This is a genomic window from Streptomyces sp. NPDC033180 (genome assembly GCF_055577645.1).
The window spans coordinates 301,210-314,599 of the sequence record NZ_JBVIPU010000009.1 but is presented as its reverse complement, the minus strand read 5'-3'; the positions used below and the strand labels follow the sequence as shown (position 1 = coordinate 314,599).

The 13,390-nt window shown below is 70.2% G+C and carries 10 protein-coding genes; 4 read left to right on the top strand and 6 right to left on the bottom strand.

The window, feature by feature from the left end; genetic code table 11:
* Positions 1-275, bottom strand: a 275-nt coding sequence (locus ACZ5WE_RS24925) for an electron transfer flavoprotein subunit beta/FixA family protein (RefSeq protein ID WP_467692324.1), incomplete at its 3' end; no start/stop codon positions are given.
* Between the two features lie 108 nt (positions 276-383).
* Between ACZ5WE_RS24925 and ACZ5WE_RS24920 the strand changes: the two genes are divergently transcribed.
* Both ACZ5WE_RS24920 and ACZ5WE_RS24915 read left to right on the top strand, forming a co-directional pair.
* On the top strand, positions 384-1,097 hold the full coding sequence (locus ACZ5WE_RS24920) for a TetR family transcriptional regulator (RefSeq protein ID WP_467692322.1): 714 nt from the start codon (positions 384-386) through the stop codon (positions 1,095-1,097).
* Positions 1,098-1,221: 124 nt separating this feature from the next.
* Complete coding sequence (locus ACZ5WE_RS24915; protein ID WP_467692320.1) at positions 1,222-1,602, top strand: Zn-ribbon domain-containing OB-fold protein; 381 nt, start codon at positions 1,222-1,224, stop codon at positions 1,600-1,602.
* 33 nt (positions 1,603-1,635) lie between these two features.
* Here the strand turns inward: ACZ5WE_RS24915 and ACZ5WE_RS24910 are convergent, their stop codons facing one another.
* The 3 genes from ACZ5WE_RS24910 to ACZ5WE_RS24900 form a co-directional block, all read right to left on the bottom strand.
* Complete coding sequence (locus tag ACZ5WE_RS24910; protein WP_467692318.1) at positions 1,636-3,171, bottom strand: AMP-binding protein; 1,536 nt, start codon at positions 3,169-3,171, stop codon at positions 1,636-1,638.
* A gap of 82 nt (positions 3,172-3,253) precedes the next feature.
* Positions 3,254-4,528 (bottom strand): SufS family cysteine desulfurase, encoded by a 1,275-nt coding sequence (locus ACZ5WE_RS24905; protein WP_467692316.1) that lies wholly within the window; start codon positions 4,526-4,528, stop codon positions 3,254-3,256.
* A gap of 88 nt (positions 4,529-4,616) precedes the next feature.
* Positions 4,617-6,005 carry a family 2B encapsulin nanocompartment shell protein gene (locus ACZ5WE_RS24900; protein ID WP_467692314.1) on the bottom strand — a complete coding sequence of 463 codons (1,389 nt, stop codon included), beginning with the start codon at positions 6,003-6,005 and terminating at the stop codon, positions 4,617-4,619.
* A 350-nt stretch (positions 6,006-6,355) separates the two neighbouring features.
* On the opposite strand from ACZ5WE_RS24900, the gene ACZ5WE_RS24895 reads away from it, so the two are divergent.
* The gene (locus tag ACZ5WE_RS24895; protein ID WP_467692313.1) at positions 6,356-7,213 is read left to right on the top strand and encodes a GNAT family N-acetyltransferase; all 858 of its coding nucleotides are present in this window, start codon (positions 6,356-6,358) and stop codon (positions 7,211-7,213) included.
* 59 nt (positions 7,214-7,272) lie between these two features.
* Here the strand turns inward: ACZ5WE_RS24895 and ACZ5WE_RS24890 are convergent, their stop codons facing one another.
* Positions 7,273-9,429: a glycoside hydrolase family 3 N-terminal domain-containing protein gene (locus ACZ5WE_RS24890; RefSeq protein ID WP_467692362.1), complete on the bottom strand. Its 2,157-nt coding sequence runs from the start codon at positions 9,427-9,429 to the stop codon at positions 7,273-7,275.
* Between the two features lie 349 nt (positions 9,430-9,778).
* Here ACZ5WE_RS24890 and ACZ5WE_RS24885 point away from each other — a divergent pair, with 349 nt between their 5' ends.
* Positions 9,779-11,698: an ABC transporter ATP-binding protein gene (locus tag ACZ5WE_RS24885; RefSeq protein WP_467692360.1), complete on the top strand. Its 1,920-nt coding sequence runs from the start codon at positions 9,779-9,781 to the stop codon at positions 11,696-11,698.
* Between the two features lie 9 nt (positions 11,699-11,707).
* Here the strand turns inward: ACZ5WE_RS24885 and ACZ5WE_RS24880 are convergent, their stop codons facing one another.
* Entirely contained in the window at positions 11,708-13,357 is a 1,650-nt protein-coding gene (locus tag ACZ5WE_RS24880; protein WP_467692311.1) for an MFS transporter, read from the bottom strand.
* Between the last annotated feature and the right edge of the window lie 33 nt (positions 13,358-13,390).

The window sequence follows — 13,390 nt, the reverse complement described above, 5'->3', positions numbered from 1 at the left end:
AGATCGTCGTCCTCGACGTGGACCGCCTTGTCCGCACCCATCGACAGCGCCTTGCGCAACGCGTCCTTGGCATCCTCCGGACCCACCGTCAGCACAGTGATCTCCGCGTCATCCGCCTCATCCGCGATCTGCAACGCCTGCTCGACCGCGTACTCATCCAGCTCCGACAGCAGGCCATCGACGTCATCCCGGTCAACGGTCAGGTCATCGGCGAAGTGCCGGTCGCCGGTGGCGTCAGGCACGTACTTCACGGTGACAACGATCCTCAAGCTCACGCCGGCTCTCCTACCTGGTGTGGTTCGTTATGACGACGGTATGGCACTCAGTACCCCCTGTAAAGGTACGTAGTGCCAGACGGGCCTTCTCGATGCTACGTTCCCCGCATGACTGAGGCGCGCGGACCAGCGAAGAAGGCCCCCATGCGAGAGGTGCTCGCCAAGGCGGCGTTCCAGCTGTTCCTGGAGCGGGGCTTCGAGCAGACCACGGTGGACGACATCGTGGCGCGGGCCGGCGTCGGGCGCCGCTCCTTCTTCCGGTACTTCCCGTCCAAAGAGGACGCGGTCTTCCCCGACCACGAGAGCTGCCTCGCCGATATGACGGCTTTCCTCGAAGAGGCCGACGGTGTCGATCCCGTGGACGCCGTGTGCGACGCGGCCCGGATCGTGCTGCGCATGTACGCCACGAATCCCGAGTTCTCCGTGCAGCGCTACCGCCTCACGCAGGAGGTCCCCGGCCTCCGTACGTACGAACTCTCCGTGGTGCGCCGCTATGAACGCACCATGGCCGGCTACCTCCGCGGCCGTTACGCCGACGCGGAGGACGGCTCCCTGCGCGCCGAGGTGATCGCCGCCGCCGTGGTCGCCGCACACAACAACGCCCTGCGCTCCTGGCTGCGTTCGGGCGGTGAGGGCGACGCGGAGGCGGCGGTGGACCATGCGCTCGGACTCGTGCGGGAAGGGTGGGGGAGCGGCGCCACCAGCGCAGACGCAGCGGACGACGCCCATGAAGAGGTTGTCGTCATGGTGGTCTCGAAGCGCGCCCCCATGTGGCGCGTGGTGCAGCGCGTCGAGTCCGCCCTCGGCCAGGAATCCGACTGAGTAGCACTCAGTACCTTTACCTGCTGGCACTCAGTGCCATATGGTGCGGATGCGTCGACGCCGAGCGCGGCGCGTCCGAGCCGACATCCGAGCCGAGTGCAGGTCCAATGCAGGGGGTCGAGACGTGTCCCAGCAGGAATTGAGCATCGCGCCGACAGCGCACGAGCGAACCGGCATGATCTACCAGCGCTGCCGATGGTGCGGCACCGCGTCGTTCCGGCGCATGCTGTGTCCGGTGTGCGCGTCCAGTGATCTGGCGCCCGAGCACAGCGACGGCGAAGGTGTCGTCGTCCAGTCCAGCGTGGTCAACCGCTACACGGGGACCGCGCGCAACGAATCCCTCGTCCGCTTTCCGGAAGGGTTCGTGTTCCGCTGCCGAGTTGTGGGTGCCTCGCCGCACCTCGTGTGGGTCGGCGCGCGCGTGCGGCCCGTGGCCGGGTCCGATCCGGAGACCGGTGAGGCCGTCTTCGAGCTCTGCGAAACGCACACGAGCGCCGACTGGTAATGCTTTCGGCAGCGCTTCCGGTAGGGCGTCCGGTCAGTTGGCGCCCCGCTCGCGCCCTTCCCAGTAAGGTCCCCGCAGCTTGTACTTCTGGAGCTTTCCGGTAGCCGTGCGGGCCAGTTCTCCGCGGAACTCCACCGAGGTCGGCGCCTTGAACCCGGCGAGGTTCTCCTTGCAGTGCCGGATGAGCTCCTCCTCCGTGGCCCGCGCGCCGGGGGCCAGCACGACCAGCGCCTTGACGGTCTCGCCCCACTTCTCGTCCGGCACCCCGATGACCGCGACCTCGGCGACCGCGGCATGGCTGAACAGCACGTCCTCCACCTCGATCGAGGACACGTTCTCACCGCCGGTGATGATGACGTCCTTCTTGCGGTCACTGATGGTCAGATGGCCGTCCGCGCCGATCGACCCGCCGTCGCCGGTGTGGAACCAGCCGCCTTCCAGCGCCTGAGCCGTCTCTTCCGGCTGCTCCCAGTACCCCTGGAGGATCACGTTCGAGCGGGCGAGCACCTCGCCCTCGTCCGACGTGCGCAGCGTCACGCCGAGCGCGGGCGCCCCGGCCCGGACCAGCTTCTCCGCGCGCCGCTGCGAGGTGAGGCCGTCCCACTCGGCGCGGGCGCGGTTGATGGTGAGCAGGGGTGAGGTCTCGGTGAGCCCGTAGATCTGGATGAACTCCCAGCCGAGCTCGGACTCGACCTGTTCGATGGTCCTGGTGGGCGGCGGGGCTCCCGCCACGATGATGCGCACCCGGTCCCGCCCCGGGATCTCCCCCTCCCACGACCGCGCGGCGGCAAGGACCGCGTTGACCACGGCGGGCGCCGCGCACATCACCGTGACCCCGTGCTCGGCCACCCGGCGCAGGATCTCCGCGCCGTCCACCTTGCGCAGCACGATCTGGCGTGCACCCATGCCTGCCATCGCGAAGGGCATGCCCCAGCCGTTCGCGTGGAACATCGGCAGGGTGTGCAGATAGACGTCCCGGTCCGTGACCCCGGCGTGCAGCGCGAACGTCAGGGCGTTCACCCAGATGTTGCGGTGTGTGATCTGAACGCCCTTGGGGCGCGCGGTCGTTCCGCTGGTGAAGTTGATGGTCGCGGTCGCGTTCTCGTCGTGCTCCCAGGGCTCGGGCTCGGTGTCGAACCGGTACAACTCCGCGTCGGCCCGCGCCCCGAGCGTGAAGCGGTGCTTGCAGGTCACCTCCGAGAGGCGGTCCTCCAGCGCGGGGTCGACCAGCAGGACGCTCGCCCCTGACTGCGCGACGATGTAGCTCACTTCGTCGGGCGAGAGGCGGAAGTTGACCGGCACGAGAACCCGGCCGTGGCCGCTGACGCCGAAGAACGACGTCAGCAGCCGCGCGCTGTTGGGCGAGACCACCGCGACCCGTGCGCCGTGCGGCACCCCGAGCGCGTCGAGACCGGCGGCCTGGGCCCGCGCCAGCTCACCCACGCGCCGATAGGTGAGCCCTTCCCAGGGCTCGGCCGGCTGGTCGGGCTCGTCGACGATGCCGACCCGTTCCCCGTATACGGCCGTGGCGCGGTCCAGAAAATCAAGGGCCCCGAACGGGACGAACATCCTGGCCTCCCGAAGCTCAGCTGATGTACGCCTATCCGACCACGCCCCACGGGAAACGGGACCCCTGACGCCTTCTCGGCCGTCAGCCTGCCGTCGTCGACGCCTCCTGAAGCTGCCGCAAGGACGCCACCAGTTGATCCACCTCCTCGGACGTGTTGTAGAGGGCGAGTGAGGCGCGGGCGGCGGACTCCAGGCCGTAGTGGGCGAGCGCGGGCTGGGCGCAGTGGTGGCCCGCACGGATGGCGATCCCGTCGTGGTCGAGCCAGTCCGCGATGCCTGCCGGGTCATGGCCCGCGAGGGTGAACGTGAGGACCGCGATCCGCTCGGGCGCCGACCCCAGGACCTCCAGGCCGGGCACCGTGGCCAGGGCCTGTCGCGCGTACGTCATGAGCGAGGTCTCGTACGCGGCGACGGCGTTGCGGTCGAAGGACGTGAACCAGTTCAGCGCGGCAAGGAGGCCGACCACGCCCGAGATGTGGCCCGTGCCTGCTTCCAGGCGGTGCGGGACCGGCGCGAACGTGGTCCGCGTGAAATCGACGGACTCGATCATGTTGCCGCCGCCCTGCCACGGCCGCATGGCCTCCAGGATCTCCGGCTTCGCGTAGAGCGCGCCGATGCCGGTCGGGGCGAAGAGCTTGTGCCCCGAGAAGGCGTAGAAGTCGGCGTCCAGGTCCTGTACGTCGACCGGGAAGTGCGCGACGGCCTGCGCCCCGTCCACCAGGACCTTGGCGCCGTAGCGGTGGGCTAGGGCCGTCATCTCCTTCACCGGCGGGACGGTGCCGAGGACGTTCGACGCGTGGCTGACGGCGACGAGCTGGGTGCGGGAGGAGAGGAGGTCGGCGTACGCGTCCTGGTCGATCGCGCCCTCGGGGGTGAGGGGGATCGGGACGACGCGCGCCCGGGTCTCCTTGGCGATCAACTGCCAGGGCACGATGTCGGAGTGGTGCTCCAGGACCGCCACCAGAATGTCGTCCCCGGGCCCGAGGTTGGCCCGCCCCCAGCTCTGGGCGACGAGGTTGACGGCCTCGGTCGTGCCGCGTACGAAGACGATGTCGTCCGGCGACCCCGCGCCGAGGAATCCCGCGACCGCCGACCGCCCCGCCTCGTACATCCGGGTCGCCTCGCGCGCCATGGTGTGGGCGCCCCGGTGGATGTTGGAGTTCGCGGCGCCGTAGTAGGCGCCGAGCGCCTCGATGACCTGGCGGGGCTTCTGTGTGGTGGCGCCGTTGTCGAGCCAGACCAACGGGTGGTCGTTGACGGTGCGGTGCAGGATCGGGATGTCCTGGCGGGCCGACTCGGGGGAGAATTCCGGGGGTTGGAGCTGCGGGAGGGCGCCCGCGCCGGGGGTGGCGGGCAAGGGGGCAGGCCGGCTCGTCCCGCCCGGGAGCCCGGGAAGCCCGGGAAGCCCCGGAAGTCCCGGTACTGCAGATCCGCGCTCCGTAACGTCAGGAGTAGTCATGGTAGTTGGACACCTCGACGTTCTGCAGGACGGCGATGGCGTCCTCGACCAGGACAGCGGTGTTGAAGTACGCCGTCATCAGGTACGACGTGATGCCCTTCTTGTCGACGCCCATGTTCCGCATGGACAGGCCCGGTTCGACCTCGTCCGCGACGCCCGCGGGACGCAGCCCCACCACCCCCTGCTCGGCCTCGCCCGTCCGCATCAGCAGAATCTCGGTGGTGCCGACTCCGGCGCCCATGCCGCCCGAGAACCGCACCTTGTCCGACGGGAGCAGCGGAACACCGCGCCAGGTGAGGAGCGGGCTGCCGTAGCGGTTGTCCGTCACGGGGGGCACGCCACGCCGCGTACATTCACGGCCGAAGGCGGCGATCGCCCTGGGGTGGGCCAGGAAGAAGCCGGGCTGCTTCCATACCCGCGTCAGGAGCTCGTCCAGGTCGTCGGGGGTGGGGGCGCCGGTGCGTGCCTGGACCCGCTGCCCGGCGGAGACGTTGTGGAACAGGCCGTGCTCCGGGTGGTTCAGGAGCGAGGACTCCTGCCGTTCCCGCAGCGCCGCGATGGTGAGGTTGGACTGCGCGCGGGTCTGGTCGATGGGCCCGTTGTAGAGGTCGGCGACCCGCGTGTGGACGCGGAGCACCGTCTGCGCGAGCGTCATGTGGTACTCGCGGGGCGCGTCCTCGTAGTCGACGAACGTCCCCGGCAGATCCGGTTCCCCGACGTGCCCCGCGGTCAGATCCACCGGCACCTCGGCACCGGGCGCCATGGCGTCCGCGTCGCAGTAGGCCGTGATCGCACCGCCCAGCGCCTCGTCCCGGTCGGCTGTCCGCGCCAGCGCGCCGCGGTCCGCGCAGAGCGCCACGCCCGGGGTGAGCGCCTTGACGCGGTAGGCCATCTCCTCGGCCCGGGTCCACGCGCCGAGGTCGAAGAACTGGCCGTCGCCGATGACTTCGAGCAGCGCGTCCTCGCCATACCGCCCGGTCACCCGCTTCTCGGCCCTGCCCCGCACGATCACCCACAGCCGGTCGGCGGGGTCGCCCTCCTGGGCGAGGACCTGCCCGGCCTCGAAGGTGACCTCGGTGAAGGCGCCGGCCAGCTCCGCGAGCAGCGCGTCGTCGGCGTCACGGAGGTAGGGGATCTCGCGTAAGTCACCGGGTACGACGCGCTGCGAGCCGCTCTCCTCGTACGTGGTGATGCGGTCGTCGCCGAGCACGAACGTCCTGCGCCGGTTCACCCGGTAGATGCCCGACTCGACGTCGACCCAGGGCAGGGCGCGCAGCAGATAGCGCGGGGTGATGCCGCGCATCTGCGGAGTGGTCTTGGTGGTTGTCGCCAGTTGCCGTGCGGCATCCGGACCGAGTGCGAGCCGGTCGTTCACTGGAACCTCCTGGAAGGACGGTCGTTCTTGGCTGCCGAGATGGCATTGCTGCCGTGATGGCATCGGCGCCGATCGTCTTCTCGTTGTTCCATGACCGCAAGTACCGCTTTTTCAGCTCTATTTGATAAAAGGCCGGAAATGAACCGACCGTCTGCCTCGCGCCCCCGGGCCACCCTTCCAGCGCGCTGCCGAGAAATCCCTCCACAGCAGATATCAGGCTCAAACCATCCCAATACCGGATCCAAGCACCCCTGAAAGCAGCGCTTATGGCTCGGGTAGCGGGATGGGGAGTCGGGCAGGATGGTTTTGGTGCGGCCGGTGAGATCGGCCGCCGTACGAAGGGTGCAGCGATGACAGATTCGGCCCCTGGGCGGCTCACCATCTCGCGGGCGACGCTCGACGACTGGCAGGTCGTCAGCGGGTGGGCGGCGGACGAGGGCTGGAACCCGGGCCTGCGCGACGCCCCGTCCTTCTTCGCGCAGGACCCCGACGGCTTCTTCATCGGCCGCGTGGATGGCGAGCCGGTCTCCGCGATCTCGGTCGTGAACTACAGCGAGGTGTACGCCTTCCTGGGCTTCTACCTCGTCCGCCCGGACCTGCGGGGCCGCGGCCACGGCCTCGCCACTTGGCGGACGGCGCTCGCCCACGCCGGGAAGCGCACTGTCGGCCTCGACGGCGTGGTCGCCCAGCAGGACAACTACCGCCGTTCGGGCTTCGAACTCGCCCACCGCACGATCCGGTACGTCGGCCCCGTTCCCGGCGGCGTCCCGAGAGGCGCGCGGGTCCTGCCGGTCGAGGCCGCGGGCCTGCGGGCGATCACCGCGTACGACGCCGCGAGCTACCCGGCCGACCGCCCGCGTTTCCTGGAGTCCTGGTTGACCGCTCCGGGGCACCGCGCACTCGCCCGGATCGTCGACGGCCGCGTCACCGGATACGGCGTGCTCCGCGCGGCCCGGGGCGCCCTGCGGGTCGGGCCCCTGTTCGCGGACACGCGCGCCGACGCGGAGGAGCTCTTCGACGCGCTGACGGCGGAGGCGGACGGCGCACCCGTCGTCATCGATGTCCCCGAGACCCAGCCGCATGCCGTGGCCCTCGCCGAGACGCGCGGCATGAAGCCCACTTTCCCGACCGCCCGTATGTACACCGGCCCGGTAAGGGAGTTGGCGAAGGAGCGCGTCTTCGGCGTGACCACGCTCGAACTCGGCTGAGCCGCGAGGGCCGGGCTCCACCACGGGTCCCGGCCCACCCGTCACGACAAGAACGGCCGCTACGTGATCGTCAGCCTCTTCTTCGCCTCGGCCTCGGAGCTGTTGCCGACGTAGACGTCCACCGCCCCCTCCTCGACACGGAACTCACCGTTCTCCGCGTTCGTCCAGAACCCGAAGTCCTCGGCGCCGAGCTGGAAGCGGACGGTCTTCGACTTGCCGGCCTTCAGCGTCACCCTGCGGAACCCGCGCAGCTTGCGCACCGGCTGCGCGATGCTCGCCGCGATGTCGTGAACGTACAGCTGGACGACCTCGTCGCCCGTGCGCTCGCCCGTGTTGCGGACGGTGACCGACACCTCCAGGGTGTCGCCCTCGCGCAGCGCCCGCGCCGGCACGCGGTCGCGGCTCAGCTTCGGCTCGCCGATCTCGAAGGACGTGTAGGAGAGCCCGTGGCCGAAGGCGAACTGCGGGGTCGGGGGCAGGTCGAGGTACTTCGACGTGTATTTGTTGCCCGCGTTGTACGGGCGGCCCGTCGACTCGTGGTTGTAGTGGACGGGGATCTGCCCGACCGTCCGCGGGAACGAGACGGGCAGCTTGCCGCCCGGATTGACCTCGCCGAACAGCACGTCGGCGATCGCGTGTCCCGCCTCGAGTCCCGGGTGCCAGGCTTCGAGGACGGCGGGCGCCGACTTCAGCCAGCCGCCGACGGTCAGCGGACGCCCGTTGACCAGGACCACCACGAACGGCTTGCCCGTTGCCGCGACCGCCTCGATCAGCTTCTCCTGCCCGCCCGGCAGACTGATGTCGCCGCGCGCCGCCGCCTCGCCGCTCATCGCCGGGGGCTCGCCGACCACGACGACGGTGATATCCGCCTTCCTGGCCGCGGAGACCGCCGCCGGGATGCCGCTGGTGTCCTCGCCCTCGGGGTCCACGCCCTTCGCGTACGTCACCTTCGCCCGCGGGGCGGCGGCCTTCACCGCCGCGAGGATCTTCCCCGAGGGGAAGTTCTTCGCCGCGCCGGGGAACGTCCACGTGCCGAGCAGGTCGTCGGAGTCGCCGAACGGCCCCACGACCGCGATCGACCCGGTGGACTTCTTGAGCGGAAGCGCCTTGCCGTCGTTCTTCAGGAGCACCATGGAGCGGGCGGCGGTCTCGCGGGCGGCCTCGCGGGCATCGGCGGACGGCTTGTCGATCGCGTCGTCCTCGTCGACGTACGGATGATCGAAGAGGCCGAGCGCGAACTTCAGGCGCAGGATGCGCGCGACCGCTTCGTCGAGCCGGTGCCCGCTGATCCTGCCGCTGCTCAGCAGCTTCTTGCCGTGTTTGGCGAGGTCCGTGCTCGCCATCTCCATGTCGACGCCGGCGTTCAGCGCGAGGCGGGCCGCGTCGGCGCCGTCCTCGGCGAAGCCGTGCGCGACGAGTTCGTCGACGCCGTTCCAGTCGCTGACGACGAAGCCGTCGAAGCCCCACTCCTTGCTCAGCACGTCGGTCAGCATGTGGGAGTTGCCGTGGGCCGGGACGCCGCTGACGGTGTTGAAGGAGGCCATCACCGTGGCCACGCCCGCGTCCAACGCGGCCTTGAACGGCGGCAGATAGTGGTTGCGAAGCCGCGACTCCGACACGTCGACCGTGTTGTAGTCCCGGCCACCCTCCGCCCCGCCGTACGCGACGAAGTGCTTGGCGCAGGCGGCGACGCGGTCCTTGGCGTGGAGCCCCGAACCGTTCTCGCCCCGCTCACTCTTCCCGTCCTTCTCGCCTTGGTAGCCCTCCACCTTGGCCACCGCGAACGCCGTCGTGAGGTACGGGTCCTCGCCGCAGCCCTCGGCGAACCGGCCCCAGCGCGGCTCGTGCGTGACGTCCATCATCGGCGAGAACGTCCAGTGCACACCGTTCGAGCGGGACTCCCTCGCCGACACCTCGGCGTCCCGCCTGGTGACCTCCGGGTCGAAGCTCGACGCCTGGGCGAGGGGGATCGGGAACGTGGTCCACAGACCATGGATGACGTCGAGTCCGAAGAGCAGCGGAATGCCGAGCCGGGACTCCTCCACCGCGATGCGCTGCAGGGCGTTGCTGCTCTTGGCGCCGAAGATGTTCAGAACCGAACCGAGCCGTCCGGCACGCGCCGCGTCCTCGACGTCCTTGGTCTCGCTGCCGCCGGGGCCCGTGCTGACGGCCCAGGGGAGCTGCTGCAGCTGCCCCAGCTTCTCTTCGACAGTCATACGGTCGAGCAGTTGCTGGATCCTCGGGTCGAGGGGGCTCGTGGGGCTCGGGCGCTGCGCCGCGGCCTGGGCGGTCCCCGTCCCCGCGGCGGTGAAGCCGCCCCCCGCGACGGCTGAGCCGCCGATCGCGGACAGCAGAGTACGCCTTCGTAGCTCTCGCATGTGTTCGCCTTCTAGCATCAGGAAGTCGACAAACTCTGTGATGGCCACAAGAGTTGAAGCGAAAGTACGTTCCTGTTACATGCGGGTCAAGGGATGACGCGGGGACGCGCGGGGGTCTCGTTTCGGTGTCCTGCTCCCCGATGCTTGACCTAAAGGAAGCTTGAGGTTCTACGTTCTTCTCATGAGCATGGAAACGACAGCCTGGACCCAGCTGCACAGCGTCATGAACGCCGAGCAGGACCGCCGTCCCTTCGCCCGCGCCACCTTGCGCCGCATCGGAACCTTCGCCCGCCCGCACAAACGCCGCATCGTCTACTTCGTTCTCCTGAGCATCATCACCGCCTCGCTCGCGGTGGCGACCCCCCTGCTTGCGGGCAGCGTCGTGGACACGATCATCTCGGACGGGGAGTCGTCGCTCGTCGTCCGGTACGCCCTGCTCATCGCCGCCATCGCCGTCGCCGAGGCAGGCTTCGGCCTGCTGAGCCGCTGGCTCTCGGCGAACCTGGGGGAGGGACTCATCCTCGACCTGCGGACGGCCGTCTTCGACCACGTACAGCGGATGCCCGTCGCCTTCTTCACCCGCACCCGCACCGGGGCGCTCGTCAGCCGCCTCAACAACGACGTGATCGGCGCCCAGCGCGCGTTCAGCAACACGCTCTCCGGCGTCGTCGGCAATGTGGTCATGCTGCTCCTGACCCTGGCCATGATGCTGAGACTCTCCTGGGAGATCACGCTCCTCGCCCTTGTCCTGCTCCCCGTCTTCATCGTGCCCGCGCGCCGCATGGGCTCCCGGATGGCGAAGCTCCAGCGCGAGGCCGCGCACCACAACGCGGCGATGGGTACGCGCATGACCGAGCGCTTCTCCGCCCCGGGTGCCACGCTCATCAAGCTCTTCGGCCGACCGGGCGCCGAGTCGCAGGAGTTCGCCACGCGGGCCGGCCGGGTGCGGGACATCGGTGTCCGCACGGCCATGGCGCAGTCCACGTTCATCACCGCGCTCACCCTGGTCTCGGCGCTCGCCCTGGCCCTCGTCTACGGCCTCGGCGGCTACTTCGCCCTGAACGGCGCCCTGGAAACGGGCGCGATCGTGTCCCTCGCCATGCTCCTGACCCGCCTCTACGCGCCGCTGACCTCCCTGGCGGGAGCGCGAGTCGAGGTGATGAGCGCACTCGTCAGCTTCGAGCGCGTCTTCGAGGTCCTCGACCTGAAGCCGCTGATCGACGAGAAGCCGGACGCACGTGAGGTCCCGTCGGGCCCGGTGGCGGTCGAGTTCGACGATGTCCGCTTCGGCTACCCGGCCGCCGACAAGGTCTCCCTGGCCTCCCTCGAAGAGGTCGCGTCCCTCGACACCCGGGGCGGCGACGAGGTCCTGCACGGCCTCTCCTTCCGCGCCGAGCCGGGCCAGACCGTGGCACTCGTCGGTTCGTCGGGCGCGGGCAAGTCGACGATCGCGCAACTGCTTCCCCGGCTTTACGACACGGACGGCGGGGCCGTCCGCATCGGCGGGGTCGACGTCCGCGACCTCTCCGCGGTGTCCATGCGCCGGACCCTCGGCATGGTCACCCAGGACGGCCACCTCTTCCACGAGTCGGTCCGCGCCAACCTGCTGCTCGCCCGCCCCGAGGCCACTGAGGACGACCTGTGGGACGTCCTGCGCAGGGCCCGCCTCGAAGACCTCGTGCGCTCCCTGCCCGACGGCCTCGACACCGTGGTCGGCGAGCGCGGCTACCGCCTCTCCGGCGGCGAGCGCCAGCGGATGACCATCGCCCGGCTGCTGCTCGCCCAGCAGCGGGTGGTCATCCTCGACGAGGCCACCGCGCACCTCGACAACACCTCGGAGGCCGCGGTGCAGGAGGCTCTCGCCGAGGCTCTGGAGGGCCGCACCGCGATCGTCATCGCGCACCGGCTCTCGACGGTGCGGTCCGCCGACCAGATCCTCGTCGTCGAGGCCGGGCGGATCGTGGAGCGCGGGACGCACGAGGAACTGCTCGCGGTGGACGGCCGGTACGCGGAGCTGTACCGCACCCAGTTCGCGGGGAAGGCGGAGAAGGAGGAGAAGGGGAAAAAGGGGGAAAAGGCCGAGGCGGTGGCGGTGGCGGTGGCGTAGGCGTGTGGCTCACCGCGGGCTTCTCCGGTCCCGCTCCGTCGGTCCACGACGGGGCGGGACGCCTTGTTGTTCCCCTTCGTGTCCGACTTCTTGTTCCGCCGATTCTTCCGCTGCCTGTCCCGCGTCCTCCCGCGCCGCTCCCGCGAGCCGCAGCAGGCCACCCGAAGCCGGAGTGCGACCGTGTCGCATCGCCGCCGCCACCATGAGTCCCGCGAAGGCGACCGCCGCGGCGAGACCGAGCGCGAGCGCGTAGCCGGTCTCCGCGTACAGGATCCGGTCCTCGTCCGAGTCGTCCACCACATACTGGGCGAGGATCGCGCCCAGGAGCGTCACCCCCGTGGCCTGGCCGAGGTTGTTGGCCACGCCCATCAGGCCCGCGCCCACCGCCGTGCGGTCGGGCGGTACCGCCTCCACGACCAGATTGGAGACGCCGACGAAGAAGCAGCCGAAGCCCAGGCCCATGAACAGTGCGGCGAGGAGGAGTTGCCACAGCGCGGTGTGCAACAGCGCCAGGGTGAGCGTCGCGCCGGTCAGGCCCGCGAGGGCGAGCAGGAGCGTGTGGCGGGGGCCGCGGCGCCGGGCGAGGAGTCCGCCGAGTGGTCCGCATGCCGCGCCGATGAGACCCTGCGGTACCAGGAACACCGCCGCGCCGACGATGCTCATCCCGAAGCCGTAGCCGAGCGACGTCGGCGTCTGGACCAGCATCGGCATGGCGAAGGCCGTCCCGCCGATCGCGAAGGCCCCGGCGAACGCCGCGGTCAGCGTCCAGCGCAGCGCGGGCCCCGTCAGGAGCCGCAGGTCGATCAGCGGGTCCGGGGTGCGCAGTTCACGTCGTACGAAGCCCGCGAGCAGAAGGAACGAGCAGCCCAGGGCGGCCAGAGTGGGCGCCGATGCCCAGCCCCAGGCGCCGCCCTGACCCACGAACAGCAAAAGCCCGCCCGCTCCCGTGCCCAGGAGCAGGCCGCCCGCCGCGTCGACGCCGTGCCGGCCGGTCGGTGGCCGGCGGAGCGGGGACTCGGGCAGGGCCCGCGCGAACCAGGGCGTGAGGACGACGACGTAGGCGAGGGCGAACCAGAACACCGCGCGGTAGCCGAAGGCCTGGCCCAGCGCGCCGCCGGTCAGCGGGCCGATGATCGCGCTCAGGCCGATGCCCGTGGTGACCGCGCCGAGCGCCACCGGGACCACCCGCGCCGGGAAGATGTCGCGGATCAGGCCGTACGCCGCCGGGGCCATCACCAGGCAGGTGCCCTGTACGGCACGGCCCGCGAGCAGCACGGGGTAGGAGGACGCGAGCGCGCAGATCAGCGAACCGACGGCGAAGCACCCGGCCGCGTACAGGATCATCCGCTTCTTGCCGATGGCGTCGGCGACCCGCCCGAGCAGCGGCTGCGCCACCACGCCCGTCAGGCTCACCACGGTCAGTGTCCAGCCGATGGAGGGGGTGTCGAAGGCGTCGGACATCAGCGGCAACACCGGGTAGATCAAGGTGAGTTCGAGTGCGGTGACCTCTGTGAGCAGGACGAGCGGCACGAGCAGGAGGGCGTACGAGGCCGGGGAGAGGTCATCAGGCAGTGGCGTACCGCGGGGTGAAGAGGCGGGAGGGGGAGAGGGCATGGCTCGGGTCGCACCGCCGCTCGTCGACTCAAACAGCCTGCTCATACCGGGAGTTCAGGTTCTAACGCACTTGCGTTG

Bases quoted from the DNA above. Each gene is read 5' to 3' on its own strand.
- ACZ5WE_RS24920 (WP_467692322.1), top strand. From the start codon at position 384: ATGACTGAGGCGCGCGGACCAGCGAAGAAGGCCCCCATGCGAGAGGTG.
- ACZ5WE_RS24910 (WP_467692318.1), bottom strand. From the start codon at position 3,171: ATGTTCGTCCCGTTCGGGGCCCTTGATTTTCTGGACCGCGCCACGGCC.
- ACZ5WE_RS24895 (WP_467692313.1), top strand. From the start codon at position 6,356: ATGACAGATTCGGCCCCTGGGCGGCTCACCATCTCGCGGGCGACGCTC.
- ACZ5WE_RS24890 (WP_467692362.1), bottom strand. From the start codon at position 9,429: ATGACTGTCGAAGAGAAGCTGGGGCAGCTGCAGCAGCTCCCCTGGGCC.
- ACZ5WE_RS24885 (WP_467692360.1), top strand. From the start codon at position 9,779: ATGGAAACGACAGCCTGGACCCAGCTGCACAGCGTCATGAACGCCGAG.
- ACZ5WE_RS24880 (WP_467692311.1), bottom strand. From the start codon at position 13,357: ATGAGCAGGCTGTTTGAGTCGACGAGCGGCGGTGCGACCCGAGCCATG.